Here is a 26,879-nt window from a genome sequence, read left to right as displayed (position 1 = left end):
GCGACCCGCCTCCTGTCCCCTCAACGCCCGGCCCCGCCGCGCCGTTCCCGTGCGGTTCGCGCACCGCCGCCGTACCGGCCGGGGCGTCGCCGGGTCGCCCGCGTCCGGCCGGTGCGTTGAGGTACCCTCGGCCGCTCCGGTCTCAAGTAGTCAAATTTGAGGAATGTGTGCTCCACGAGATCTCCGACCTCATCCGCTGCTCCGCCGTCTTCCTGCCCGCCGACCCCGCCCGCACCGGCCGGATCGCCTTCTGGCGCCCGGACGGGGAGACCGCCGCGGTCGCCGGACTCGCCGCGCCCGACGCCCTCCCCGGAATCTCCGCCCTCCCTGGACCCTCCGGGCCCCCCGGGCTCCCCGGGCTCTCCGCCATCGCCGCGGATCCGGCCGCACGGATTGAGGAACTGACCGTCCTCACCCCGGCCCTGCGGACCGTGACCGTGTCGGCCGTGACCCTGCCGGTGCGGGCCGCCCTCCCCTTCCTCACCCGCGCGCGGGCGGCGGCGCTCAGCGGCCCGGAGCCGTCCCGGACCGCCCCCGCGTTCTGGGGCGCGGCCGCCCTGCTCGCCCTCCAGCTCACCGCCCGCGGGCTGCTGCTGCCCGGCCTGACCGCCACCGGCCACGACGCCTGGCGGGCCGGCCCCCTCGGCGCCGAGGAGCTGGCGCAGCTCCGGGCGCTGGCCGCGGCCATGCCGCCCGACGCGCACTGCGTACCGCTGCCGGGCCCCGGTCCCCTGCGGCTGCCCGCTCCCGAGGGCCTGGTACGGGCGTTCCTGGACGCCGTCGCGGACACCCTGCCGCGCTCCCCCGCCGCGGTACTCGCCGCGGGCGGCCCGGCCTTCGCCGCCGAGGAGCCCGGCCGCCACCCCGAACACCGGGCCTGGGCCGCCGACGTGGCCTCGGCCCACGACGCGGGCGTACGCGTCTCCCTGCGGATCGAAGTCTCCGGCCTCGACACCCCCGCCCCGGGCTCCGGCGCCGGCCCGGACGGCGACACCGACACCTCCGCCTCCGCCTCCGCCTCCGCCTCCGCCTCCGCCTCCGCCTCCGGGGAGCGTGCCGCGTTCCGGGCCGTGGTGCAGATGCACAGCCTCGCCGACCCCTCCCTCGTCGCCGACGCGGCCGCGGTGTGGTCCGCGTCCGTCCCGGGCGAGTCCGCGGCGGCGGGTGCGGGCCTCGGCCCGCAGGCCCGGATGGACGCGCTGCTCGCCCTGCGGCGCGCGGCCCGGGTCTGGCCGCCGCTCACCCCGCTGCTGACGGCCGCCGTGCCGGACTCGGTCGCGCTCGCGGACGAAGACGTCGCCGAACTCCTGGGCCGCGGCGCGCAGGCACTCGCCGCCGAAGGCGTCCAGGTCCACTGGCCGCGGCACCTCGCCCGGGAGCTGACCGCGCACGCCGTGGTCGGCCTCCCCGGCGACCCGGACCACCGCACCCACCCGGGCACTCCCGACTCCACCAGCAGCACGCCCGGCTCCACGTCCGATCCCGGTCCCGCTCCCGGATCCGGTCTCCGTTCCGGATCCGGGTCCGGCTCCACTTCCGATTCAGGATCCGGCTCCGGCCCGGGAATCGGGGCGCCGGCCTTCCTCGCCCCGGACGCCGTCCTCGCCTTCGACTGGCGGTTCGCGCTCGGCGACGAGCCGCTCAGCCGCGCCGACCTCGACCGGCTCGCCGAGGCCAAGCGCCCGCTGGTCCGGCTGCGCGACCGTTGGGTCCTGGTCGACCCCCGCGCCGCCCGGCGGGCGCTGGCGCGGCAGGACCGCAAGATCGCTCCGGTCGAGGCCCTGTCCGCCGTGCTGACCGGTGCCGCCGAAGTGGACGGCGTACGGATTCCTGTGGCGGCCACCGGTGCGCTGGAGCGGTTGCGGGCGCGGCTGGCCGATCCCGAGGCTCCCGGCGCCGATCCCGTACCGCAGCCGGCGGGCCTCGCCGCGACGCTCCGGGACTATCAGCTGCGCGGCCTGGACTGGCTCGCCCGTACCACCGCGCTCGGGCTGGGCTGCTGCCTCGCCGACGACATGGGGCTCGGCAAGACGGTCACCCTGATCGCGCTGCACCTGCACCGCCGGCAGGACCCTGCGACCGCGGGGCCGACCCTGGTGGTGTGCCCGGCCTCGCTGATGGGCAACTGGCAGCGGGAGATCGAGAAGTTCGCGCCCGGCACGCCCGTGCACCGCTTCCACGGTGCCGGGCGCCGGCTGCCCGAGCCGGATGCGGGGGCGTTCGTGCTCACGACGTACGGCACGATGCGGCTGGACGCCGCGCGCCTCGCCGGCGTCCCGTGGGGCCTGGTGGTGGCCGACGAGGCGCAGCACGTGAAGAACCCGCGTTCGGGGACGGCGCGGGCGCTGCGGACCATCGGTTCCCGGGCCAGGGTGGCGCTGACCGGCACCCCGGTGGAGAACAGCCTCTCCGAGCTGTGGGCCATCCTGGACTGGACGACGCCCGGTCTGCTCGGCCGGCCGAGCGCCTTCCGCGCCCGGTACGCGCGGGCCGTCGAGGGCGGTACGGATCCGCAGGCCGCGGCGCGCCTGGCCGCGCTGGTACGGCCGTTCCTGCTGCGCCGGCGCAAGTCCGACCCGGGGATCGCACCCGAGCTGCCCGCGAAGACGGAAACAGACCATCCGGTCTCGCTGACGGCGGAGCAGGTGGTGCTGTACGAGGCGGTGGTGCGGGAGACGCTCGCCGAGATCGCGGGGGCGGACGGCTTCGAGCGGCGCGGGCTGGTGGTGAAGCTGCTGACCTCGCTGAAGCAGATCTGCAACCATCCGGCCCAGTACCTGAAGGAGGAGCAGCCGCGGCTGCCCGGCCGTTCGGGGAAACTGGAACTGTTCGACGAGCTGCTGGACACCATCCTCGCCGAGGGCGGCGCGGTGCTCGTCTTCACGCAGTACGTGGCCATGGCCCGCCTGGTGGAGCGGCACCTCGCGGCGCGGGGCATCGGCAGCCGGCTGCTGCACGGGGCGACCCCGCTGGCCCGCCGTCAGGAGCTGGTGGACCTTTTCCAGGCCGGCGAGGTGCCGGTGTTCCTGCTGTCCCTGAAGGCCGCGGGCACCGGGCTGAACCTCACCCGGGCCGGACACGTCGTGCACTTCGACCGCTGGTGGAATCCGGCCGTCGAGGACCAGGCCACCGACCGCGCGTACCGGATCGGCCAGACCCAGCCGGTACAGGTGCACCGGCTGATCGCCGAGGGCACCGTCGAGGACCGGATCGCCCGGCTGCTGGAGCGCAAGCGGGCGCTGGCCGAGTCGGTGCTCTCCGGCGGCGACAGCGCGCTGACGGAACTGACCGATGCCGAGCTGGCTGAGCTCGTGGAACTGCGGGGAGGCACCCGGTGAGCGGTGGGTACGACGCCGAAGACCAGGCTGAGGACGGGGCCCGGGACGCGGGCGAGCGCGGGGAGCGGCACGAGGCCGGGCGCGGGAGTCGGCGTGGCGGGGCGGAACAGGTGCGGACGTTCGCGGCGCTGCCGCCCGCCCGCGGGCGCGGATTCGCGCTGACGTGGTGGGGCCGGGCGTGGCTGCGGGCGCTGGAGGACAGCGCGCTCGACGGCGAGCAACTGCGGAAGGGCCGCCGGTACGCGCGCGCCGGCGTGGTCGGCGCGGTGTCGGTGCGGCCGGGCCGGCTGACGGCGGTCGTGAGCGACACGGACGGCACCGCGCACCGCACGGACGTGCTGGTGCAGCGTTTCGCGAGGGCCGAGTGGAACCGGTTCCTGGACCTCGCGGCCGCCGAGTCGGGGCACATCGCCGCGCTGCTCGACCGGGAGATGCCGCCGGTACTGGCGGAGGACGCGGCGGCGGCCGGGATCGAACTGCTGCCCGGCATGGGCGATCTGGACCCCCGGTGCGACTGCGGGGAGTGGGACCACTGCGCGCACACGGCAGCCCTGTGCTACCAGCTGGCACGCCTCCTGGACCAGGACCCGATGCTGCTGCTCCTGCTGCGCGGGCTCGGGGAACGCGAGGTGCTGGACGAACTCCAGGACCGGAACGCGGCATCGGGCGCGGCCGCACGGCGGGCCGGCGGAGGCTCGGGCGGCTCCGATACGGCGGGCGCGGACGGGGCGGGCGCGGCCGCGTCTTGTGCGGAGGGGTGCCGCTCGGGCGGGTCTTGCGCGAACGGGACTTGCGCGAGCGGGTCGGGGGTGGACGGGGTACGTGCGAGCGGCGCTGGGGCGAGCGGGCCGCGTGCGGACGCCGCGGGGGTGGATGCGGCGGAGGCCTTCGGCGCCCGGGAGATGCTGCCGCCGCTGCCGCCTCCCCCGGCGCTGCCCGACGGTCCGGGGCAGCCGCCGCTGCTCGACACGGAGACCGAGCCGGGCGACGGCCTCGACCCGGGCGCGGTGGAGTTCCTCGCGGAGGCGGCGGCCGTGGAGGCCCACCGGCTGCTCGCCCGGGCCCTGGCACCGGGCCACGCGGAACAGCCGCCTCCGCGGTCCGGGGCGGCGCCGCTCCCGAGCCCGTACCGGGACCGGGACCGGGAGCTGGGGTTCGACTCCGGCCGGGACCGGGAGCTGGAGTTCGACTCCGGCCGGGACCGGGAGGGAGAGCGGGAAGGGGAGCGACCGCGGGACCGGTACCGGGACGAGGAGCGCGATCAGGCCCTCCACGCCGACCTGATGCGGCTGGCCGCCGTGGCGGCCGATGTGCGGGTGCTGTCCCGGCTGGCCGCCGCGAGCGGGCGCGACCGGGCCGGTCTGGGCCGGGCGGTACGCGCCTGGCGGTACGGGGGCCCGGCCGCGGTGGCCGTACTGGAGGAGGCGTGGCAGCCCACCGGCGAGGCCGCGGCCCGGGCGCGGGCCGCACTGGACACGGCATGGGACGAAGGCACGGACGGCATGGATTCCGACGGCATGGACGGCGCGGATTCCGGCGGCACGGACGGCATGGATTCGGACGGCACGGATTCGGGCGGGAACCGTGGCGACGGAGTCGGTACGGAGGCCTACGCCGGAAGTGGCGGGACTGGCGCGAGTGGTGGGAGTGGCGGGAGCGGCGGGCGCCCGGTTCTCGAAGCGGACGGGAACCGGTGGACGTTGGCGGGCGGTGCCGCTCAGCTCCGGCTGGGGCGGGACGGGCGCTGGTGGCCGTACCGCCGGGACGGCGCGCATTGGGAGGCGGCCGGTCCGAGCGAGACCGATCCGGCGGCGGCCCTGTCCGCCCTCGACACCGGCGAGTCCGAGGAACCCTGGTAGCGGTCGGCGGGCGGGGCAGCGGGCGCAGCGGCGGACGGGAACCAGCCGCGCCGGATCCTTCCCCCTTCGCGCGCTGGCCGACGGCACGCTTGTCGGCCCTGACGCCCGGGACGACGATGGGTGCGCGCCAAGGCGAGTCCGGGGAGGACGAGTTGGTCGGATCCACCAGGTCGGGCGGAGCGAACGGGCAAGGCGATGAACGCGGGGCGGGCAGAGGCCGCAGGGCGGGCGAAGGAAGCCGGGCGGCCGAACCAGCCGAAGCGGACCGAGCCGGTGGAACGGCCCGGGCCGAAGCGGACCGAGCCCGTGGAACGGACCGGGCCGATGGGGACCGAGCCGGTGGAACGGGCCGACCCGGTGCAGGCCGAGCGGGCGGACCGGGCCGAGCCGATGCGGACCGAGCGGGCGGACCGCGCGGACCGGGCCTGCGTGCCGGGGCCAGGGCCGCGGCCGGGGCCGTGTTCCCGGGCGCGGGTGGTGATCCGTGGGTCGCCCTGCCGCCCGGCACCGACCCCGCCGAACGCCAGCTGCAACTGCGCCGCGCGCACCGGGTGTTCACGGCCGACGGCCGGGTGGAGGCGCCGGTGCGCCCGGTGGTGGCCGCCTCGTGGCGGCGCTGCGCGCGGGCCCGGGTCAGCCCCGACAGCAGCGCCGGCGTGGACCTCCCGGAGCGCGAGCTCAGGGCGTACCGGGAACGTCATCCGCTGGCCCCGGTGATGCCGCTGTTCCGCGAGCTGGTCGGTGCGTTCGCGGCCGACGGCGAGCACCTCCTCGCCGTGTGCGACGCGCAGGGCCGGCTGCTGTGGGTGGAGGGGCACGCGCAGACCCGGCGCCGGGCCGACGGCCTGGGGTTCGTGCCCGGCGCCTGCTGGGCGGAGTCGGTGATGGGGACGAACGCGCCCGGCACGGCGGTCGCCGAGGACCGGCCCGTCCAGGTGTTCGGCGCCGAGCACTTCAGCAGGCGGGTGCACTCGTGGACGTGCGCGGCCGCTCCCGTGCACCATCCGCGGACCGGACGGCTGCTGGGCGCGGTCGACGTCACCGGCGGCGCCGGGCTGGCCCATCCGCATTCGCTGGCGTTCGTCCAGGCGGTGGCGCGTGCGGCCGAGTCGCAACTCGCGCTGCTGGAACCGGATCCGCCCGCCGCGGACGGGCTGTTCGCCCTGGGGCGTGAGGAGGCCGTGTTCGTATCCGGCGGCCGCAGGATCCAGCTCGGCCGCCGGCACAGCGAGATCCTGGTCCTGCTCACCCGACACCCGGGCGGGCTGTCCGGCGACGAACTGCTGATCGGACTGTACGAGGACGAGTCGGTGTCGCCGGTGACGCTGCGCGCCGAACTGTCGCGGCTGCGCGCCCTGCTCGGTCCGGGCACACTGCTCTCCCGCCCCTACCGGCTGGCCGCGCCCGTGGAAGCGGACTTCGCCGCGGTCGGCCGCCACGTGGCGCTCGGCGCCGCCTCCGCCGCCCTGGCCGGCTACCCGGGCCCGCTCCTGCCGTCCTCGTCCGCGCCCGAGATCGTACGGCTGCGCACCCGGCTGGCCGACCAGCTGCGGGCCGCGCTGATCGCGCGCGGCGACCCGGGGCTGCTCACGGACTGGGCGTACAGCCCGTGGGGCGAGGACGACCTGGAGGTCTGGCGCGCCCTCGCGGCGCTCCTCCCCCGGGAGGGCCGGGCCGCCGCCCTGGCCCGGGCGCACAGCCTCGACGCGGAGCTCCGCGGCTGACGACGGGGCGGGCGGACGGTCGGTCCGGCAGCGGCCGGCCGAGCACCCGGCGCCCGTGCGCGGTGACCCGCGCCCGGACCCGCGCAACGTGGGCGCAACGTACGGCTCCATAGCCTCGCGCCGAGCGTCGTCCGGCACGGCCGGCGCCGTCACCGGGAGGACTCTGGGATGACCCGCTACGCAGCGCCGGGCAGCGAGGGCTCGATCATGTCGTACGCGTCCCGCTACGACCACTGGATCGGCGGCGCGTACGTGCCGCCGGCCCGCGGCCGGTACTTCGAGAACCCCTCGCCCGTCAACGGGCAGCCGTTCGCCGAGATCGCCCGCGGCACCGCCGAGGACGTCGAGCGCGCCCTCGACGCGGCGCACGCGGCCGCACCCGCCTGGGGCCGGGTGCCCGCCTCGGAGCGCTCCACGATCCTGCTGCGCATCGCGGACCGGATGGAGCAGAACCTCGAACGCCTCGCGGTCGCCGAGAGCTGGGAGAACGGCAAGCCCGTACGCGAGACGCTCGCGGCCGACATCCCGCTCGCCATCGACCACTTCCGCTACTTCGCGGGCGCGGTACGTGCCCAGGAGGGCGCCCTCAGCGAGGTCGACGAGGACACGGTCGCCTACCACTTCCACGAACCGCTGGGCGTGGTCGGCCAGATCATCCCGTGGAACTTCCCGATCCTGATGGCGGTGTGGAAGCTGGCGCCGGCGCTCGCCGCGGGCAACGCGGTCGTGCTCAAGCCCGCCGAACAGACCCCGGCCTCGGTGCACTTCTGGCTGAGCCTGGTCGCGGACCTGCTGCCGCCCGGGGTCCTGAACATCGTCAACGGCTTCGGCGAGGAGGCGGGCAAGCCGCTCGCGTCGAGCCCCCGCGTCGCCAAGATCGCCTTCACCGGGGAGACCGCGACCGGCCGGCTGATCATGCAGTACGCGGCCGAACACCTGAAGCCGGTCACCCTCGAACTCGGCGGCAAGAGCCCCAACATCTTCTTCGACGACGTGTGGGCCGTCGACGACGACCTGCGCGACAAGGCCCTCGAAGGCTTCACGATGTTCGCCCTCAACCAGGGCGAGGTGTGCACGTGTCCCTCGCGGGCCCTCATCGAGCGCGGCCGCTACGGAGACTTCCTCGACGCGGCGGTCGCCCGCACCGAACTCATCGTGCCCGGCCACCCGCTGGACACGGAGACGATGATCGGCGCGCAGGCCTCCGCCGAACAGCTGAAGAAGGTCCTGTCGTACCTGGAGATCGGCCTGCAGGAGGGCGCGAAGATCCTGACGGGCGGACAACAGATCAGCTACGACGGGGAGATGGCGGGCGGCTACTACGTCCAGCCGACGATCTTCGAGGGCGACAACCGCATGCGGATCTTCCAGGAGGAGATCTTCGGCCCGGTCGTCTCCGTGACGTCCTTCCAGGACTTCGACGACGCGATCCGCATCGCGAACGACACGGCGTACGGCCTCGGCGCGGGCGTCTGGACCCGCGACATCAACAACGCCTACCGCGCCGGCCGCGCCATCCAGGCAGGCCGCGTCTGGACGAACTGCTACCACGCCTACCCCGCCCACGCGGCCTTCGGCGGCTACAAGCAGTCCGGCATCGGCCGCGAAACCCACAAAATGATGCTGGACCACTACCAGCAGACCAAAAACCTCCTGGTCAGCTACTCCCCCAAGAAGCTCGGCTTCTTCTAGAGACTCGAACCGAGTACGGAGCCACCGGGAATCGCCCCGCGCGCCCATCCGCGCGCCGTGAAGGGCGCATGGGCGCATCATGGGCTGCCGGCCCGGGTGTGTAGGTTGACTGCCCGTCGCCGCCCCACACGACGCGACCTCTCTCCCCGCAGCTCCAGGAGGCTCCGCCATGCCCGCATTCCCCTCGCCCCCCGTCGGTGCCCGCCCCGGCGCGGCTCCTGAGACGGCAGCCGATGTGTGGCGAGTGATCACCACCATGTACGAGGCCTACTCGGCCGGGGACCGCGCGCGGATCGACGCCTGTCTGGACCCGGAGGCGACCGTGTGGGATTCCGGTACTGCCGGGCTGCTCTTCGGGAAGCCGGACCTGGACCGGGTGCGCGAGGAACGCCCGGCCGCTGGAGAGGGGCCGGTGGAGGCCGGGCTGGAGCCGTACGGGCAGGTCGTGGACGTCTTCGGTGACATCGCGGTGCTGCGTTTCTGGCTGCGGGTGGACTTCGCGCCCGACCCGTCGGCCGGTGAGCTGCGCCCCGAGCTGGTCCGCAACACCGCGGTCCTGCGGCAGGGCGCCGACGCGCGGTGGCGCATCGTCCACCTGCACGAGGACGTGCAGCAGCCGGGCGGTGCTCCCCTCGGCGATGACTGACCCGGGCGCGGCGCACTGCGGTGGTCCGCCACCCGTGCGCCGCGCACAGCGCTCTCCGGAAGCCTCGGGCTAGCGTCCTCGGCGATCCCCTGAGAAAGCCGGGAGGCGCAATGACATACCGGGTGGCCATGGACATCGGTGGAACCTTCACCGACGTCGTCGCCTATGACGAACACAGCGGTACCTACTTCGCGGCCAAGGCGCCCACGACGCCGGGTGACCTGGCCGAGGGAGTCTTCGCCTCGCTGGGCCGGGCGGTGGACTCGCCCGGCGACATCTCCTTCTTCGTGCACGGGACCACGCAGGGCCTCAACGCCCTGCTGGAGCGCAAGGGCGCCCGCGTCCTGCTGCTCACGTCGGCCGGGATGCGGGACGTCTACCACATCGCCCGCGGCAACCGGGACCGGATGTTCGACCTGCACTACCGCAAGCCGAAGCCGCTGGTGGAGCGCCGCGACACGATGGAGGCGGGCGGCCGCTTCGACTGGCGCGGCACCGAACTCGAGCCCCTCGACGAGGACGCCGTACGGGCCGCCGCCCGACGTGCGAAGGACGAGGGCTTCGACGCCGTCGCCGTGTCATTCCTCTTCTCGTACGTGAACCCGGACCACGAGCTGCTGGCCGGGAAGATCCTGGAGCAGGAGCTCGGCGAGGACGTCGTCGTGGTGCTGTCGCACCAGGTGGCCGGCGAGTGGCGCGAGTACGAGCGGACGTCCTCGGCCGTCCTGGAGGCGTACACGGGCCCTGTGGTGCGCCGCTATCTGGGCCGGATCGAGGGGCGGTTCGCGGAGCACGGCCTGACCGTCCCGGTCCAGGTGATGCAGTCCTCGGGCGGCATCGTGAACGCCGCCTACGCCCGCCGCCACCCCTTGCAGACCCTGCTGTCCGGGCCGGTCGGCGGCACCATGGGCGGCGCGGCGGCCGTAGGGCTGCTGGGCCGGCGCAACGCGATCTGCGTGGACATGGGCGGCACCTCCTTCGACGTGTCGCTGGTCCTCGACGGCCGCCCCGACGTCTCCAACGAGGGCTCTGCGGACGGCTTCCCGGTCCTGATGCCGCTGGTCAACCTGCAGACCATCGGCGCCGGCGGCGGCTCCCTCGCCTATGCCGAGGCCGGGGGCCTGCGCGTGGGACCGGAATCCGCCGGAGCCGTCCCCGGCCCGGCCTGCTACGGGCGCGGCGGTACGCGGGCCACCGTCACCGACGCCAACGCGGTGCTCGGACGCGTCGACCCGGACTGGTTCGCCGGCGGCCACATGACGCTCGACGTGGCCGCGGCCCGGCAGGCCGTCGCCGCTCTCGCCGGTGAGCTCGGTCTGGAGCCGCTGGAACTGGCGAGCGGGATCTGTGACGTCGCCAATGCCAAGATGGCCCAGGCGATCCGTACGCTCACCGTCGAACACGGCTTGGAGCCCGGCGAGTTCGTGCTGCTGGCGTTCGGCGGCGCGGGCCCGATGCACGCCGTGGAGATCGCCCGCGAGCTCGGCATCGGCGAGGTCGTCGTGCCGCGTTTCCCCGGCGCGTTCTCCGCCTGGGGCATGCTCGGCACCGAGGTCCGCCGCGACCTCACCCGCCAGTTCTTCACCCTGGCCGCCGACCTGGACGGCGATGCCATGGCGCGGGCCCTGGCAGGCCAGGAGGCCGAAGCACTGGCCGAACTCGCCCAGCAGGGCGTCCCCGAGGAGCGCCAGCGCGTCGAGCACGTCGTCGACATGCGGTACGAGGGCCAGGACTACACCCTCGCCGTGCCGCTGCTCTCCGCCACCGAGCCGGCCGACGAGGATTTCCTCGCCACCGCCGCCGAACGCTTCGCCGCCCTCCACGAACGCCGCTACGGCCACGCCACGCCCGAGGCGCCCGTCGAGTTCGTCACCCTGCGCAGCACCGCGCTCGGCGCGCTGCCCGAGGCCGCACCGGTGCCGTACGCCGCCGACGAGGCCGCCTGCGACACCGTCCGGCAGCGGCCGGTCGTGTTCGGCGGCCGCTCGTACGACACCACCGTTCTGCGCCGAGAGCGGCTGGCGCCCGGGCAGCGCCTCGAAGGGCCTGCGGTCATCGTGGAGGCCACCTCCACCACCGTCGTCCCCCCGGACTCGTCGGTCTCCGTCGACGAGAACGGCTTCCTCGTCATCAAGGTTGGAGCCACGGCATGACCGACACCGACAGCCGGGTCGTCGACCCGGTCACCACCGAGATCATCCGCTGCGCGCTCATGCAGGCCGCGGAGGACATGAACACCACCCTCATCCGGTCTTCCTACACGCCCACCATCTACGAGGCGAAGGACTGCGCGGTCGCCCTCCTCGACCGGGACCACAACGTGCTCGGCCAGTCCTCGGGCCTGCCGATCTTCCTGGGCAACCTGGAGGTGTGCACCCGGGCCACCGAGGAGACGTACGGCGCGGACGTCTGGAAGCCCGGCGACGTGTGGGTCCTCAACGACTCCTACATCGGCGGCACACACCTCAACGACGTCACCGTCTACGCGCCGATCTTCACCGAGGACACCGCCGACGGGGAGCTGATCGGCTTCGCCGCGTCCCGTGCGCACTGGATCGACATGGGATCCAAGGACCCCGGCGGTTCGATGGACTCCACCTCGATCCACCAGGAGGGCCTGCGGATGGGCCCGTTGAAGATCTACGAGGGCGGCGAACCCTGCGAGCAGGCACACTCGTTGATCGCCCGCAACGTCCGCTTCCCGCAGCCCACCCTCGGGGACATGCGCGCCCAGGTGGCCTGCGCCCGCACCGGCGCGCGGCGGTTCGCCGAGATCGTCCGCCGCTGGGGGCTGCCGACCGTCCTCGCCGCGCGGGACGCCATCTTCGCGCAGACCGAGCGGCTCGAGCGGGAGCAGATCGCGGCCATTCCCGACGGTGTCTACGAGGCGACCGGCTACCTGGACAACGACGGCATCGACCTGCGCACCCCGCTGCACGTCACCGTGCGCGTCGAGATCGACGGCGACCGGATGACCATGGACGTCACCGACTGCGCCGACCAGGCCACCGGGCCCGTCAACTGCGGCGCGGCGCAGACCGTCGCCGCCTGCCGGGTCGGCTACAAACTGCTGGTCAGCGGCGACGTCCCGCTCAACGGCGGTTCCTTCCGGCCGCTGAAGGTGCTCACCCGGCCGGGCACCATGCTCGCTGCCGTCGAGCCGGCCGCGTGCCAGTACTACTACTCCCACCTCGGGCTGGTCATCGACCTGGTGGTCCAGGCGCTGGCGCCCGCGGTGCCCTCGCGGGCGGCCGCCGCCAGCTACGGCGACTCGATGATCGTGCAGTTCACCGGGACCGACCCGCGCAACGGCAGGCTCTTCGTCTCCCAGGAGGCGACGGTCGGCGGCTGGGGCGCCTGGCAGACCGACGACGGCGAGTCCTGCCTGATCAACAACGTCAACGGCTCCCTGCGGGACATGCCCGTGGAGGTGCTGGAGACGCTGTTCCCCGTACGGGTCACCGAGTACGCGATCCGTACCGACTCCGGCGGGGCGGGCCGCACCCGCGGCGGCAACGGCGTGGTGCGCCAGTACACCTTCGAGGCCGACCAGGACCTGTCGCTGTGGTGGGAGCGTTCCGTGACTCCCGCGTGGGGCGTCTTCGGCGGCGGCGCCGGCGCGGCGCCCCGCGTTGTCCTCAACCCCGGCCGGGACGGCGAGCGCGAACTGCTCAAGGTGAACGCGCTGGCCGTGCGCCGGGGCGACGTGCTGCGCTGCGAGAGCGGCGGGGGCGGCGGGTTCGGTCCCGTCGCCGAGCGTCCGGCCGGGGCGGTACGGGAAGACCTCCGGCAGGGGCTGCTGAGCCATGGGCGGGCAGCGTCCGCCTACGGCGTGGAGGACTGACCTCCCAGCGCTCCGAATACCCCCTGAACCGGGCCCGGTTGCCGAATCCCCCCCCACACGGCGACCGGGCCCTCCCCACGTGGCGGCGCGTTCGTCGCTGCTTCCCGCTTCCCGCTCAGGACTCGGCCAGCAGGACGCGGCAGGCCAGGTGCAGGGGGAGCCGCTGGGCGGGGTCTTCGGGGTCGAAGCCGAGCGACCGGATGCGCTCCAGGCGCGCCGCGACCGTGTTCCGGTGGACACCGAGGATCTCCGCCGCCGCAGAGGGGGCGGCGCCCTGGTCCAGGACGACCGCCAGCGTACGCAGCAGCGTTCCGTCCCGGTCCGCGGCGAGCAGCGAAGCCAGCACGACCTCGGAGGGCCGCCGCAGTGCCTCCGCGGGCAGCGCGGACAGCAGTTGGGCGGGCCCCATCCGGTCGGCGCGGACGACCGCCCCGGGTACGGCGGCGACCGCCGCAGCGGCCCGGGCATCGGCGAGCGCCACGCCCAGCGTGCCGGTACCGTCGGCCGGACCGGCCACTCCCCCGGCGAGCGGCAGCTGGTCCCCGATCGCCCCGACGGCCGTACGCAGCTGTGCCTCGCCCTGCCGCAGCCACACCTCCGGGTCGGGTGCCGTGCTGCCCACTGCTGCGGAACGCCACGACACCCAGCAGTCCTCGTACGCGATGAGCGGGCCGCCGACGCCGTACCTGGCCCAGAGCGCCCGCAGCGCGGGTCCCGGTGCCGACCCGGTGCCGGCGTCCGCGGCGACGGCCGGTCGCAGGGCGAACGCGATCAGGGGCCCGGCCAGCGGCCAGCCCAGCGCCGCGGCCTCGGCCCGGACGCGGCTACGGGCCTCTTCGTCCTCGTCCTCGGAGCCATGCGTCAGCAGGTGCAGCAGCAACTCGCTGCGGCGGTCCTGCTGTTCTTCCGCGAGGCGGCGGGTGGCGGCCCATGCGGTCAGCGGAGGTACGGCCAGCCGCAGCACCGCTTCGACGGTCGACGCCCAACCCGCTTCCTTGGAGCGGGAGTCGGCTACGAGAACCGCGAGCGGATGTCCGTCCGGGCCCGGCACGTCCAGCCGCACCGGGTGCGCGGAGTCGAGTGCGGCCCGCCGCCCGGCCAGCATTCCGCCCACCGGATCGGTGAGGGCCAGGGACGTCGAGGGCAGCGCCGTGTGCAGCGCGGCCAGTACGCGATCGACGTGCGGGCCGGCGGCGGCGAGGCGCTGGGCGGCTTCGGCCAGCAGTGCGGTCCGGCCGGCGTCGGGCCGGGACACCGCGGAGGCGATCCGTACGGCGCCCTCCAACGCGTCGCCGCCGATCAGCAGCAGGGGAACGCCGAGGCGGTCCGCGAGGGCGCCCGGCGGATGCGCGGCCACCGCCGTCTCGGTGACGACCACGCAGGCGGCCGCCTGCTCCCAGGCCTTGCGCAGGGCCATCTCCACGATCCATCCCGACCGGGCGAGCGCCTCGGTGAGGACGACCGCGGTGTGCGGACGCAGGTCGTCGAGGGCTTCACGCCGGTCCACGATGCGCACGTCCAGGACCTGGGCGTCGCGCCCCGCCGTACCGAGTATGCGCACACCGGGCAGCGGGCCGTACTGCACCAGCTCCGCGACGGTCATGGGCACGGGCAGGTCGGGACGTCTCACCACCGTGTCTCCTCGGGTCGTTCCGCGTCCGGGCGTTCCGCCCGCCACGCATCCGGTTCCGGGCCCAGCAGGATGAGCCCGCCGGCAGCCGCCAGCCGGCGGCCTTGCGGGGTGTGCCAGGCGGGTGCGGCGGGGATCACGACGATCTCCACCTCGACACCTGGCATGGCACGTTCGACGTCCAGCACCCGCTGGTCGGCCGCCGACAGCATCAGGATCTGGTCCGGCGCGGCCGCGGCCGGCGCGCCGTCGGCGAGGACCAGCAGTACCTCGTTGTGTGCCTCCAGGCGAAACCGTCTGTGCAGGCCCTCGGTCTCGGAGACGACCACACTGGTCGGCCGGGAGGGCAGCGCCGTGCCCCCGGCGGTGTCCGGTCCGGGGGTCACGGGGTGCTCCACGGCAGTGATCCGCCCGATGCCCAGTCGGCGGGGCCGCGGCTGCCACAGGGCGAAGGGGTCACCGTGCGTCGGGCGCCCGGCCCCCAGGGCCCGGCTCACGGTGCCGGGAACCACGGCGGCCGCCAGCCGTCCGCCGTCCATGGCGTAGCAGGCGGCGACCGCCCAGCCTCCCGCCGCGAGGACCAGCGGCCGTACGAGCTCCTCCACACGGCTGCCGGCCGCCTCCACGACGACCACGTCCCCGGCGGGCGTGGCCAGGGCGACCGGGGCGACGTCGATCCCGGCGATGGTGAACGTGGTCTGCTCCAGCAGGGGGAGCACTCGTCCGCAGCCGTCCCCGTCCACCAGCGGCAGCCCGCAGGACGCCGCCGTGACGACGGCGAGCAGGGCGTTCTCAGCCGCGGTGTTGAGCGGCACCACGGCGTCCGCCGCCTTGCCCAGGCGGCGCTCCAGCGCCCGGACCGCCCGGCGCGGCTCCTCGCCCGTGGGCAGCTGCTCGGCGAGCGCGGCCGAGGAGCCGAGCAGGCTGACCGTGACGCACATCTGCCCGGAGCCCAGGCCGCCGGGGCGGATCAGCGGCACCGGCCCGTGCTCGACGATGGCTGCCCGCGCCCAGTCGAGGCTCGCCCGGTACGAGGAGTGCTCGGAGCCGGCTGCGAGCAGCAGTGCCCCCTTGGCGAGCTCCTCCAGCCGTGCGGCGTCCAGCACGGTCTCCGTCCCGGGCGTCATGTGCGGCGGCTACGGGTCATGCCGGGATTCCCGAGGGATCCGGCGGCGCGGACGCGGAGGCGGTGGACGCCCTCGGGCAGGTAGGACACGGGGGTGTGGGCGGCGAACGCGATGCGGGCGGTGTCCGGGGCGGCGCCGGCGGCGACGACCCGGGCCAGGGCCTGGTCACGGGCGAGCCCGAGAAGCCGTTCGAGTTCGCCGCTGCCCCCGGCGACGGCGACCTGATCGACTTCGGCGACGATCTCCGAGCAGGCGGCTCCGTAGGCCGCCGCGGCGATGGCGGCCGCCGGATCCGGGGCGCCGACGGGCACCAGCCCGCTGTCGCCGCCCGCCGCGAGGAGCACACCGCCGGGGGTCCGTCGCCGGACCCTGGCCACCAGGTCGGCGACCTGCTCGGCGCCGGTACGGACGAGGTCGACCCGGGCCAGCAGTTCGGTGCGGATCCGGGCCAGGTCCAGGTCGACGCCGCCGAGCCCGGGGCCGACGTCAGAGCGTTCCACTTCGCCGTCGGTGACGCTCGCGCACCGGAATTCCGCGGCCCCCGCGTCGACGACCAGGGCACGGTCCGCCCCGGCCGCGAGCGCGGCGCCCCGTACGGCGCTCGCCGTGGTGGAGGCGATGGCGAGGACCGGGTAGCGGCGGAAGTACACGGTGGAAACCAGTCCGCCGGTGTTACGGGCCAGGAACAGCGGCGCCCGCAGACCGCCGGCGCGCAGCGCGCGTTCAGCCGTATGGCTCACGCGTGCCGCCCACGGCCGCAGGGCGGCGTTGATGACCGCGGTGTTCTCGCGCTCCCGCAGTCCCGCCCGCCCGAGCTCGTGCGACAAGGTGATCTCCGCACCGGGCACGGCTTCCGCGATGACCTCTGCGGCGGCGACCTCCGGGTCGGGCCGGGTCAGCGCGCCGGCCGCCGCGACCGAGAAAGCGGTCACACCGTCCTCGGCGGCCCGCCGCGCGAACTCCGCGACCGCTCCCCGGTCGAGCCGGGCCAGTTGCCGCCCGGTGAGCGCGGATCCGCCCGGAACGACCGCGTGGAGCGGCCCCACCTCGCGGGCGGCCTGCGCAGGCCAGCCTGCGAGCGGCCCGAGGGAGGGATGGCTGGGCGGGGCGATCCGCAGTGCGGCCACCCGTCGCAGCCGCGACGGACGGCGCTCCAGGTCCGTGGTGAGGCCGACGGCGTCCACCTCACCGGTCCGGTCCCCCGGCAGCGCGGCAAGCACCGAACGCAGACACTCGCCGAGGCCGGGAACGCTGTCCACCACCGCGCGCGCCACCGTCCGACCGTCCGGCCCGACCAGCACGGCGACGGTGGTGACGCGCCCCACGTCCACTCCCAGCCTCACCCACGTGATCCTGTCACCATCTGCCCCCGTATATCACTCGCCTCACTCCAGATCGCGGCCCTCGGTCTCCGGCAGCGGCACGGCCACGACCAGCGCCACGACCAGGAATCCGGTGATGAACAGCACGGTGGAGGAGAACCCGGTGGCGCGCGCCAGCAGGTACCCGACGGCCGACGGTGCGACCGAGGTGGAGATCAGCTGCGCCGCGGTGGCCCACGAGTACCCGGTGGCGCGCAGCGCGGTCGGGTAGAACTCGCCGTTCCAGGTGTTCCAGACACCCCATGCGCCGAGGCTGAAGAACGACAGGGCGAAGTTGGCCGCGTACAGCTGGGTGAGGCTGCCCGAGTAGGCGAACAGCACTCCGCTGACCGCGGCGGCCGCCACGTACGGCAGGAAGACCTTCTTGCGGCCGAAGCGCCCGGTCAGGTACGAGGCCGAGACGTAGCCGGGGATCATGAAGAGGGCGCTCAGCGCCACGAAGCCAAGGCTGCCGGACATGCTCAGCCCCTTCTCCATGAGCAGCGTGGGCAGCCAGGTCTGCAGGCCCCAGTAGCCCCAGTTGAACGCGAAGTTCACGATCAGCATGAGCAAGGTGACGCGCAGCAGCCGGCCACGGAGCAGCGCGAGGGGGTTACCGGCCCGCTCGGCCTCGACCACGGCGAAGCGGGCGCCCTGGGGGACCTCGGCGCCGAGCTTCACGAGCACCGCCCGGGCTTCGGCGTGCCGGCCACGGGCGGCCAGCCAGTACGGCGACTCGGGCACCCAGGCGCGGATCGCGAACACCCACAGGGCCGCCAGCGCACTGGCCACGGCCACGACGTGCCAGCCCATCCCGGAGAGCACCTGCGTCACGCCCACGGCGGCGAGCACGCCGATGGGCCAGCCGATCGACAGGCAGACGGCGGCCCGGCCCCGCAGCCTGGCCGGGAGCAGCTCGAGGAAGTACGGGAAGGTGACGCTGTAGATGCCTGCCAGGGCCATCCCCGAGAGCACCCGGGTGACCATCAACGTGGTGAAGTTCGGCGAGAAGGCGCTGGCCAGCGCCACGGCACCGTAGGAACCGAGGCTCCACAGGCAGACGGCCCGGCGTCCGATCCTGTCGGCCACGGGCCCCCAGACGAGCGCACCGGGGATCATGCCGAGAGCGACGGCCGACAGGACCCAGCCGATCCGTCCGGTGTCGAGGGCGAAGGCGTCGCCGAGGTCGGCGGAGACGTAGACGAGAGCGAGCTGCTCCCACGATTCGATGACGAAGGCCATGAACAGCGCGAGGGCGATCAACACATGGGCCCTCCCGAACGGCATCCGTTCGAAGTAGACACCCACGGGCTGCGGACCGACGGCCCCGTCCGGGACTCCGGCGGTTCCGGACTCTACTGAGACTGCGCTCATCGGCTGCCCTCCTGGCGACTGGTACCGAGACGCACACCATCGGGTTCGGTGTGAATGCGAGGCACCATAAACAAGCCACCACGGCCGGAACCGTGCTGCGAGCACAGACGGCCGGGCCGTGGGTGTGCCCGGCGCACGGGCCCCGGCCGCGGGCACGCGGCCGGGGCATCACGAGTCGTGGCCGGCGCATCCTCCGAGGTCCACCCGGTCCGCACCGGGGCATCCGTCTGAGCTCCGCCGAAACCGCGGGCCAGGCGCGGCGCCATGACCGACCGCCCGGCCGGTGCACCGTGCACAGCCCGGACCGGGAGATGGCGGCTATGGCAGACGCTCAGCGGTAGTACCCCTCGACCACGGACCGCACCTCGTCGAGCAAGGCCGGGCCGTCCTGAGGCACCGGCTGCCGCCCGCTGCCCGGCCTGATGTCCAGGAGCTGTTCGTTGGACAGGGCGAACACCACCCTTCGCAGCCCCGCCTGTTGGATGACCGCTGCGCACATCCCACACGGCTGGCAGCTGGTGTACATCGTGGTTTCCGCCGCGGTGGCCACGTCCAGCTCCCTCGCGGCCCACCTCGCCAGCTTCAGCTCCGGGTGCGCGGTGATGTCCTCGTCGGTGAGGGTCGTGTTGTGCGCCTCTGCCAGGACCGTCCCGTCCGGCCCCGCCAACAGCGACCCGAACGGCGGGTCACCGCCCTCGCGTGCCTTGGCCGCGAGGGCGATGGCCCGCCGGAGGAGGGTGTGGTCGTCGGAAGTGGTCATGACGGTTCCGATCCGGTGCGGGGAGAGGAGAAGTGAGCGGCCACCGTGGCGAGCGCCTGCCAAGCCGCCTGTGGCCGGCAGGTCTGGCGGGGGTCGCCGCTGTAGGTGTCGAGGACGACGGTCTCGGCGCCCAGCAGCCGCAGTTGGTCGAGGTCGTCCATGATCTGGTCGATCGTGCCCTCCCCTGCGAGCCGTTGCGGTCCGGTGATCGGCGCCTGGGTGAGCTTGAGAGCGATCCGGGGGGCCAGCGCGGGGACGGGGAGATGCTGCTCGTCCGCAGCCCCCTTCATCCTGACCGCAGCCTCGCGCAGCCACGGCAGGGTGCAGCGCAGTGGATGCCATGCGTCGCCGAGCCGCACGGCACGGCGCAGCCCCGCGTCACTGTTGCCGCCGACCCACACGGGGATCTGTCCGCTCCCGTAGGAAGCGGTATTCGCCCAGGCCGCCCGGATGTCCCGCAAATGATCGTCGGTCAGCCGTCCCCGGCGTTCGAACGGGATCCCGAGGGCGGCGAACTCCTGCCGTGCCCAGCCCACCCCCACGCCGAGGACCAGCCGGCCGCCGCTCAACTCGTCCAGGTTGGCCGCCATGCGGGCGGTGAGCAGCGGGTGCCGGTAGGGAGCGATGAGTACCGTCGTGCCGAGCCGGATCCGAGTGGTGAGGCCTGCGAGCCAGGACAAGGTGGTGAACGGCTCGTAGAAGGGCGCCGGATAGCGCTCGGCCACGTCGGGGGTGATGGCGATGTGGTCCGAGACCATCAGCAGGTCGAAGCCCAGGCCCTCCACGGTCTGGGCCCAGCTCCGCAGGATTCCCGGGTCGGTTCCGGGACCGAAATTGAGGACGTTGATTCCGATCTTCACGAAACCCAGGCTAGTCAGGGAGCAGGCGCCGCCAGAAGGGATTCCTGCCTGTTCAGGCGCGGTTCCCCAGTGGATCCACCGGTAATCTGAGCGGATGACCGAGAATCTTGACGCGACCGACTGGGCGATCCTGGATGAGCTCCAGCGGGACGGCAGGATCGCGTTCACAGAGCTGGCACGGCGGGTGAATCTGAGCGCGTCGGCGACGACGGAGCGGGTGCGGCGGCTGGAGGCGGCCGAGGTCATAACGGGGTACCGCGCGGAGGTGCACCTCGAGCGGACCGGGTACATGGCGCTGGCAGTGGTTCGGCTGAAGTATCCGGGGACCCGCCACGAGCCCTTGCATCAACTGCTCGCGGAGCGCTCGGAGATCCTGGAGTGCCTGCGCACCACCGGAGAGGACTGCTACGTCCTGAAAGTGGCAGCCACGTCGATGGCCCAGTTGGAGGAGATCGTCGACGCGCTGGCCCGGTTCGGGAGCACGACCACCAACCTGGTCCTCAGTCCGACGCTGCCGTTCCGCGGCCCACGAAAGCCTCAGGCCGCCACCCGGCCGCTCTGAGGGACCACCTCGACTCACCCGGCCACGGCAGCCGCCCGGCCGTCTCGGCGGCGGCGTTGCCGGATCCCGCACCGATGACGTCAAGATCGTGGTGTCGCATCTTCCGTCAAGATCGTGGTGTCGCATCTTCGACGACGCGCGGACCGCGGTCCACGGGGATCCCCCCTGTCCCGCTCCACGAACAGGAACTCCTCCTCCACTCCCAACGTCATCCGCCGGGTGCCCGAGGGCTGTGCCGCGGCCCGCGGCGCGACCGGTCGTGCCGCTTCCTGCTGTTCTACGATGCTTTCAGAAAACGCCTCGGGCAGCGGCACCGGAGGGCAGATGGCACTGCAGGACCGGGATCCGGAAGCGGCGGCTGTCACCGGACGGCGGGAGGCCTTGCGACTGGCCGGGCTGTCGGCCGCGTCCGATCCCGGGATGGACCGCTTCGCGCGACTGGTGGCGAGACTGCTCCGGGTGCCCGTGGCCTTCGTTTCGATGGTCGAGGAGGACCGTCAGGTCCTGCCCGGCATGATCGGCCTCTCCGAGCCCTGGGCGGGACGGCGGGTACTGCCCCTGTCGCATGCGCTGTGCCGGTACGTGGTGCCCTCCGGGGAGCCGCTGATCGTTTCCGACGTCCGCGCGGACGACCGGCTGCGCATCAGCCCGGCCATCGCCGACCTCGGGGTGGTCGCGTACGCCGGTGTGCCGCTGACCGACGTCGACGGGGTGGTGCTGGGTTCCCTGTGCGCGATCGACCACGAGCCGCGGACCTGGGACGGCGATGAACTGACCGACCTGGAGGATCTGGCCGCGGCCTGCTCGGCCGAGCTGTGCCTGCGGATCCTGTCGGTGCAGCGCCGCTCCGCACAGAAGGTGCTGGAAACCGCACGGTCCGCCGCCGAGCGGGCCCGGAGCGAAGCGGTGCGGTTGGAGCGCGAGGCCCAGACGGGTCTGGACCACGCCGAGCTGCTGCTGAGGGCCTCGGAAGAGCTGGCGCAGACCTCCGGGCTGGAGGACGTACGGCGCCGGCTGCGTGACCTCTTCGCCGGTGTGGGGAAGCCTGCGTACGTGGGCCTGCTCGTCGCCTACAAGGACGAACTGCGGCGGATCCCCGACCCGGACGATCCACGGTCCCTGGAGCGCGAGGTCCTCACCCTCGCAGCGGACGCGGCGTTTCCGAGCGCCCAGGCCATGCGTGACGGGCGGACCGTGTTCGTGCCCGACCGCGAGGCGCTCGTCGCCGGCTACGGCCCCGAGGCGGTCCGCTTCTTCGACCGCATGGGTTTCACCACCGTGATGTGCCTGCCTCTCTGGGGAAGCCGCAGCCTGCTGGGCGTACTCGCGATCGGCTGGGCCAAGCGGCACGAGGTGACCATCACGGAGCGCGCCACGCTCACGGCCGCGTCCGGCTACATCGCTCAGGCGGTGGAGCGTGCCCAGTACCTCGACGAGCGGATCTCCGTCGCCCGGCAGCTCCAGGAAGCCATGCTCACCGATCTGCCGCTCGCCAACAGCATCGAGATCAGCGCCCTCTACCAGCCGGCCGCCGACGACCACATGATCGGCGGGGACTGGTACGACGCCTACCACCTGCCGCCCGCCTCACCCGGCGCGGACTCCGCGCTCATGATCACCGTGGGGGACATCACCGGGCACGACATGCACGCCGCCACCGTGATGGGCCAGATCCGCAGCATGCTCCGCCAGGCCACCCTCGACCATCCCCCGTACAGCCCCGCCAGCGCTCTGGCCGCCCTGGACGCCGCCTGCGCCGTCCTGCCCATCGAGGCCGGCGGCACCCTGGTCCACGCCCGCCTCGACCCAGCCGCGCCCGGCACTCCCTGGAGCCTGACCTGGTCCAACGCCGGCCACCCCCCTCCGCTCCTGCGCACCCCCGACGGCCGGGTGACCCCCCTGGACGAGCACGACATCCTCCTCCACCAGGGCCTGCAGACCGTTCACCGGACCGAGCACCAGCGCGAACTGCCTCCGGGCGCGACCCTGCTGATCTACACCGACGGCCTCATCGAGCGCCGCGGCCGCGACATCGACGCCGCGATCACACAGCTCGCGGGCCTGCTGGCCCGCCACGGAAGCCGCCCAATGCCCGAATTGCTCCGCAGGATCAGCACCCGGATGACCGAGACACCTCCCGGCGACGACGTGGTCCTGCTGGCACTGCGCATTCCCTGACCTCCCCCGGGCAGGTCCGGGCCGCAGCGGAGTCCTGCGCACCGCGCTCGGGCCCGGGCCCGGGCACCACGGCGGAACCGATCGACTGCCGAGACTTGGCGACTGCCCCTCCACCTGCTCACCGTCCGGAAGGCCGTCGATCTCAGGAGGATCCCGGGCACGGCAAGCCGATGGCGGCGAACGTGCCTAGGCTGGAAGGGCGGCACAGCGAAATAGGAGGACGACATGATCATCCTCGGAGTGATTCTGCTGGTCATCGGCTTCGTCGCGGGAATCAGCATCCTGTGGACCATCGGCATCATCCTCGTCGTCATCGGAGCCATCCTCTGGATCCTCGGCGCCCTCGGACACGCCGTGGGCGGACGCAAGCACTACTGGTGACGACGACGCCGCCAGGGGAACTCCGCAGACACGGAAGGCGATTGTCCCCGCCGCGGGAAGGCGGGCGGCCACCCCCTGCGCGGCCTCGGCGGCACGCTCCCCAACCCCGTCACGAAAAACGCCGCTCCAGCTCCGGCACCCGCGGCATGCCGGCCCGCCTCGCCAAGGTCGTCGAAACGGCGGGACGGCGGGCCATTGGTGTGCGCCGCCCCGCGTGACGTTTCCCTTTCCGGGTAGGCGCCAGCCGTGCCCGGCGGGTCATCCGGGCACGGACGCGAGGAGCAGGCCATGATTCTCATCCTGGGATTGATCATTCTGATCGCCGCCGTGGTCTTCGGCGTTGTCGGCATATTCGGCAACATGGGAGCCGATCACGCTCTCGGCGCCGGCGGCGATTTCTCCATCTTCGGCTACCACGTCCTGGGCTCCACGGGAAGTGTCTTCCTGTCCGGAGTCATCGTGGGCGGCGCCGCCCTGCTCGGCCTGACCATGGTCATGCTCGGAGTCCGTCGCTCCGCGCGGGCCCGGCGCGGAGTCGGCGCGTCTCGCCGTGAGGCCGCCGTCGTCGACCGCGAACGCGACGACCTGATCAAGCAGCGCGACATCGCCCGCGCCGAGACCGGCGGCCCGGTGCCCGAGGCCCCCGACACCCGCCGCCACTGGTTCGGCCACCGCGCCGCGCCGCGCTGACCTCGCGGCCGGCCGTTCTCAGCCGCCCGCCCACGATCGGAGCAGGCTTAGCCGATACGGCCGTACTCAAGGTGCCGGAGGGCGGGCGGCGGAGAAAGGGTTGTGCCAGGGCTCGAGGGCCGTCAGCCGGTCGGGCGGCAATGGATCGCGGGCCGAGGAATCCGTAGAGGGAGACACCGGGCATGGCCCAGACGAAGGCGACGAAGGCAGCGAAGGCAGCGAAGGCAGCGGCCAAGAAGGCCACGACGGCGAAGTCCGCAAGGCGGGGCAAGCCCGATACCGCCCCCGACAGTCCCGCACCGAAGCCTCGAAAGTTGACCGGGCCCACCGAGCCGCGCGAGCCGCTGCCGCCCGAACCGGACCAGGTCGGGCCCGAGACGCTCAGCCCCACGGGACAGCCCACCGGTGCGCCCCGGGCCGCGGTGGCGCAGGGCGGCGCCTACCTGACCACTGCCCAGGGGGCCCGGCTCTACGACAGTGACCATTCTCTGAAGGCCGGCCCACGCGGGCCGGTGCTCCTCCAGGACCACCACCTGCGGGAGAAGATCACCCACTTCGATCACGAGCGGATTCCCGAGCGGGTGGTGCACGCACGGGGTGCCGCCGCCCACGGGGTCTTCCAGGGCTACGGCACGGCGGGCAAGATCACCAAGGCGGCGTTCCTGGCGAAGGGCGTCGAGACCCCGGTGTTCGTCCGGTTCTCCACCGTCCTCGGATCCCGGGGCTCGGCGGACACGGTGCGTGACACGCGCGGGTTCGCCACGAAGTTCTACACCGGTGAGGGCACCTTCGACCTGGTCGGCAACAACATCCCGGTCTTCTTCATCCAGGACGCCGTCAAGTTCCCCGACATCATCCACGCCGGGAAGCCGCATCCGGACCGGGAGATCCCCCAGGCGCAGAGCGCGCACGACACCTTCTGGGACTTCGTCTCCCTGCACACCGAGGCCACCCACCACACCCTCTGGAACATGTCCGACCGCGCCGTCCCCCGGTCGTTCCGGATGATGGAGGGCTTCGGCATCCACACCTTCCGCCTGGTCAACGCCAAGGGCGCGACCACCCTGGTGAAGTTCCACTGGAAGCCGAAGCTCGGCGTCCACTCGCTGCTCTGGGAGGAAGCACAGCTCACCAACGGAATGGACCCCGACTTCCACCGCAGGGATCTCGCCGACGCGATCGAGGCCGGCGCGTACCCGCAGTGGGAACTGGGCGTCCAGACCTTCCCCGACACTCCGGAGCAGACCTTCGAAGGGATCGACCTCCTCGACCCCACCAAGATCGTCCCGGAGGAGCTCGCACCCGTACGACCCATCGGTCTGATGACGCTCAACGCCAACCCGTCCAACTACTTCGCCGAGACCGAACAGGTCGCGTTCCACCCAGGCCACCTCGTCCCGGGCATCGACGTCACCGACGACCCACTGCTCGCGGGACGGCTCTTCTCCTACCTCGACACGCAGATCACCCGGCTCGGCGGCCCGAACTTCGCGCAGATCCCGATCAACCGCCCGCACGCCCCCGTCAACGACATGCTCCGCGACGGCCTGCACCAGAGTGCCGTGCACAGCGGCGTCGCCCCGTACCGCCCCAACAGCCTCGACGGAGGCTGCCCCTTCCTCGCCGGAGCCGACACGGGCGCCTTCATCGAGGTGCCCCTCGAACTCCCGGCGACGCGAAAGGTCCGGGACGCATCCGCCTCCTTCGCGGACCACTTCACCCAACCCCGCTTGTTCTGGCTGAGCATGACCCCGGTCGAACGCGAACACATCATCGCCGCGTACACCTTCGAACTGAACAAGTGCCACCGGCAGACCGTCAAGGAACGCACGCTCGCCGTCCTCGCGAACATCGACCCGCGACTCTGCGCGGAAGTGGCCACCGGGCTCGGGCTCCCCGCCCCCTCTGCCACCGAACCGCTCGCGGACGCCGATCCGAGTCCGGCGCTTTCACAGCTGGGCCGCACGTGGCCGGTGGACGGACGGATCGTGGGCATCGTCGCCGATGCCTCCTGCGACCTGAAGGGCGTCCGGGCCGTGCGGGACACCGTGCTCGAATCCGGCATGGTCCCCCTCGTCATCGCCCCCACGGGCGGCACGCTCGGACCCAAGAGGAACCCGGTCGCGGTCCAGCGCACCTTCGCCACCGCCCGCTCCATCGAGTTCGACGCCCTCCTCCTGGCCGGAACGCCCCGGGCGGCCGCCGACGCCCACGGCGCCCGCGACGCCAAAGCCGGCGCACCCGAGCCCGACAGCCCCGACCCCCGCGTCCTGATGCTGGTCACCGAGGCCTACCGCCACGGCAAGGCCATCGGCGGTTGGAACGACTCCTCCCGCGTCCTCGAAGCCGCCGGGATCCGGGCAGAGGGACCCGGCCTGGCCTTCGACGACACCGCCGCCGGCGCTCTCGAACACCTCACGCACGCCCTGGCGGAACACCGCGCCTGGGACAGGTTCCCCGCGACCGTCTGACCGACCGGCCGATCCGGACCATTTCGCACAAGAAGCTCGGGCTCTTCGAGGGCCGTGAGAGAGGGCGCCTGACCCGGCTGGTCGACGGGCAGGCGCCTTCGGCCTGTGCGGTCGGCGCGGGTGGGGCCATGGGCTGGAGGGGCGGGTACGGGCGGGTACGGGCGGGTGCGGATATGGCCAACTTGAGGGGTGCGCTCCGGTCGTAAGGGTTCCGGGGGGTGAAACGGGGGCGCGGCCCGGTCTCCAGGGGGATTCGAGGGGCTGGTGCGCGGCGGGGTCGCAGGGCCATCGTCCAGCGGTCACACAACCGTCACAGTGCCATCGTCGCCCCGTCAAACTCGGGGAACCCAAGATGACTTGAAATGGTGCGCCTCAATCCCCC

18 protein-coding genes are annotated in these 26,879 nt (G+C 73.4%); 12 read left to right on the top strand and 6 right to left on the bottom strand.

The genetic code is table 11. The features are described 5' to 3' along the window. The first annotated feature begins 167 nt into the window (after positions 1 to 167). From OG764_RS31835 to OG764_RS31805, 7 genes are all read left to right on the top strand, one after another. Positions 168 to 3,338 carry a DEAD/DEAH box helicase gene (locus OG764_RS31835; protein ID WP_328971781.1) on the top strand — a complete coding sequence of 1,057 codons (3,171 nt, stop codon included), beginning with the start codon at positions 168 to 170 and terminating at the stop codon, positions 3,336 to 3,338. Further along, positions 3,335 to 5,197, top strand: a complete 1,863-nt coding sequence (locus OG764_RS31830) for an SWF or SNF family helicase (RefSeq protein WP_328971780.1) — start codon at positions 3,335 to 3,337, stop codon at positions 5,195 to 5,197. Before OG764_RS31835 ends, OG764_RS31830 begins: the two co-directional genes overlap by 4 nt. 458 nt (positions 5,198 to 5,655) lie before the next feature. Further along, positions 5,656 to 6,921 carry a GAF domain-containing protein gene (locus OG764_RS31825; RefSeq protein WP_328971779.1) on the top strand — a complete coding sequence of 422 codons (1,266 nt, stop codon included), beginning with the start codon at positions 5,656 to 5,658 and terminating at the stop codon, positions 6,919 to 6,921. 168 nt (positions 6,922 to 7,089) lie between these two features. Further along, positions 7,090 to 8,613 carry an acetaldehyde dehydrogenase ExaC gene (gene exaC, locus OG764_RS31820; RefSeq protein WP_328971778.1) on the top strand — a complete coding sequence of 508 codons (1,524 nt, stop codon included), beginning with the start codon at positions 7,090 to 7,092 and terminating at the stop codon, positions 8,611 to 8,613. Positions 8,614 to 8,782: 169 nt separating this feature from the next. Next, positions 8,783 to 9,259 (top strand): YybH family protein, encoded by a 477-nt coding sequence (locus OG764_RS31815; RefSeq protein WP_328971777.1) that lies wholly within the window; start codon positions 8,783 to 8,785, stop codon positions 9,257 to 9,259. A gap of 110 nt (positions 9,260 to 9,369) precedes the next feature. Continuing rightward, a complete protein-coding gene (locus OG764_RS31810; protein WP_328971776.1) occupies positions 9,370 to 11,412 on the top strand; it encodes a hydantoinase/oxoprolinase family protein in 2,043 nt (680 codons plus the stop codon). After that, positions 11,409 to 13,103, top strand: a complete 1,695-nt coding sequence (locus OG764_RS31805) for a hydantoinase B/oxoprolinase family protein (RefSeq protein ID WP_328971775.1) — start codon at positions 11,409 to 11,411, stop codon at positions 13,101 to 13,103. The genes OG764_RS31810 and OG764_RS31805 overlap by 4 nt, the downstream gene beginning before the upstream one ends. Positions 13,104 to 13,218: 115 nt before the next feature. Here the strand turns inward: OG764_RS31805 and OG764_RS31800 are convergent, their stop codons facing one another. The 6 genes from OG764_RS31800 to OG764_RS31775 form a co-directional block, all read right to left on the bottom strand. Beyond that, the gene (locus OG764_RS31800; RefSeq protein WP_328971774.1) at positions 13,219 to 14,733 is read right to left on the bottom strand and encodes a PucR family transcriptional regulator; all 1,515 of its coding nucleotides are present in this window, start codon (positions 14,731 to 14,733) and stop codon (positions 13,219 to 13,221) included. Further along, complete coding sequence (locus tag OG764_RS31795; RefSeq protein WP_328971773.1) at positions 14,730 to 15,860, bottom strand: DUF917 domain-containing protein; 1,131 nt, start codon at positions 15,858 to 15,860, stop codon at positions 14,730 to 14,732. Before OG764_RS31795 ends, OG764_RS31800 begins: the two co-directional genes overlap by 4 nt. Beyond that, on the bottom strand, positions 15,857 to 17,203 hold the full coding sequence (locus OG764_RS31790) for a hydantoinase/oxoprolinase family protein (protein WP_328971772.1): 1,347 nt from the start codon (positions 17,201 to 17,203) through the stop codon (positions 15,857 to 15,859). Before OG764_RS31790 ends, OG764_RS31795 begins: the two co-directional genes overlap by 4 nt. A 42-nt stretch (positions 17,204 to 17,245) precedes the next feature. Then, positions 17,246 to 18,595 carry an MFS transporter gene (locus tag OG764_RS31785; protein ID WP_328971771.1) on the bottom strand — a complete coding sequence of 450 codons (1,350 nt, stop codon included), beginning with the start codon at positions 18,593 to 18,595 and terminating at the stop codon, positions 17,246 to 17,248. Between the two features lie 331 nt (positions 18,596 to 18,926). Beyond that, positions 18,927 to 19,355 (bottom strand): nucleoside deaminase, encoded by a 429-nt coding sequence (locus tag OG764_RS31780; protein WP_328971770.1) that lies wholly within the window; start codon positions 19,353 to 19,355, stop codon positions 18,927 to 18,929. Next, positions 19,352 to 20,215 (bottom strand): LLM class flavin-dependent oxidoreductase, encoded by an 864-nt coding sequence (locus tag OG764_RS31775; protein WP_328971769.1) that lies wholly within the window; start codon positions 20,213 to 20,215, stop codon positions 19,352 to 19,354. Before OG764_RS31775 ends, OG764_RS31780 begins: the two co-directional genes overlap by 4 nt. Before the next feature lie 94 nt (positions 20,216 to 20,309). On the opposite strand from OG764_RS31775, the gene OG764_RS31770 reads away from it, so the two are divergent. The 5 genes from OG764_RS31770 (at position 20,310) to OG764_RS31750 (ending at position 26,497) form a co-directional block, all read left to right on the top strand. Continuing rightward, a complete protein-coding gene (locus OG764_RS31770; RefSeq protein WP_328971768.1) occupies positions 20,310 to 20,777 on the top strand; it encodes an Lrp/AsnC family transcriptional regulator in 468 nt (155 codons plus the stop codon). Between the two features lie 324 nt (positions 20,778 to 21,101). After that, a complete protein-coding gene (locus tag OG764_RS31765; protein WP_328971767.1) occupies positions 21,102 to 22,955 on the top strand; it encodes a SpoIIE family protein phosphatase in 1,854 nt (617 codons plus the stop codon). Between the two features lie 225 nt (positions 22,956 to 23,180). After that, entirely contained in the window at positions 23,181 to 23,336 is a 156-nt protein-coding gene (locus tag OG764_RS31760; protein WP_328971766.1) for a DUF6131 family protein, read from the top strand. Positions 23,337 to 23,624: 288 nt separating this feature from the next. Next, on the top strand, positions 23,625 to 24,026 hold the full coding sequence (locus OG764_RS31755; RefSeq protein WP_328971765.1) for a hypothetical protein: 402 nt from the start codon (positions 23,625 to 23,627) through the stop codon (positions 24,024 to 24,026). Between the two features lie 182 nt (positions 24,027 to 24,208). After that, on the top strand, positions 24,209 to 26,497 hold the full coding sequence (locus OG764_RS31750) for a catalase (RefSeq protein WP_328971764.1): 2,289 nt from the start codon (positions 24,209 to 24,211) through the stop codon (positions 26,495 to 26,497). Positions 26,498 to 26,879 lie beyond the last annotated feature (382 nt).

The sequence above is a fragment of the Streptomyces sp. NBC_00239 genome (assembly GCF_036194065.1).
Taxonomy (GTDB): Bacteria; Actinomycetota; Actinomycetes; order Streptomycetales; family Streptomycetaceae; genus Streptomyces.
Note: the sequence above shows the minus strand (reverse complement) of the source record. Positions and strands in the feature narration are given on the sequence as shown.

What these genes read in the sequence shown, in the direction of transcription:
- OG764_RS31760 (WP_328971766.1), top strand. Translation starts at nt 23,181, where the DNA reads ATGATCATCCTCGGAGTGATTCTGCTGGTCATCGGCTTCGTCGCGGGA.
- OG764_RS31750 (WP_328971764.1), top strand. Translation starts at nt 24,209, where the DNA reads ATGGCCCAGACGAAGGCGACGAAGGCAGCGAAGGCAGCGAAGGCAGCG.
- OG764_RS31795 (WP_328971773.1), bottom strand. Translation starts at nt 15,860, where the DNA reads ATGACGCCCGGGACGGAGACCGTGCTGGACGCCGCACGGCTGGAGGAG.
- OG764_RS31755 (WP_328971765.1), top strand. Translation starts at nt 23,625, where the DNA reads ATGATTCTCATCCTGGGATTGATCATTCTGATCGCCGCCGTGGTCTTC.
- exaC (WP_328971778.1), top strand. Translation starts at nt 7,090, where the DNA reads ATGACCCGCTACGCAGCGCCGGGCAGCGAGGGCTCGATCATGTCGTAC.
- OG764_RS31785 (WP_328971771.1), bottom strand. Translation starts at nt 18,595, where the DNA reads ATGAGCGCAGTCTCAGTAGAGTCCGGAACCGCCGGAGTCCCGGACGGG.
- OG764_RS31805 (WP_328971775.1), top strand. Translation starts at nt 11,409, where the DNA reads ATGACCGACACCGACAGCCGGGTCGTCGACCCGGTCACCACCGAGATC.
- OG764_RS31815 (WP_328971777.1), top strand. Translation starts at nt 8,783, where the DNA reads ATGCCCGCATTCCCCTCGCCCCCCGTCGGTGCCCGCCCCGGCGCGGCT.
- OG764_RS31770 (WP_328971768.1), top strand. Translation starts at nt 20,310, where the DNA reads ATGACCGAGAATCTTGACGCGACCGACTGGGCGATCCTGGATGAGCTC.
- OG764_RS31780 (WP_328971770.1), bottom strand. Translation starts at nt 19,355, where the DNA reads ATGACCACTTCCGACGACCACACCCTCCTCCGGCGGGCCATCGCCCTC.
- OG764_RS31765 (WP_328971767.1), top strand. Translation starts at nt 21,102, where the DNA reads ATGGCACTGCAGGACCGGGATCCGGAAGCGGCGGCTGTCACCGGACGG.
- OG764_RS31810 (WP_328971776.1), top strand. Translation starts at nt 9,370, where the DNA reads ATGACATACCGGGTGGCCATGGACATCGGTGGAACCTTCACCGACGTC.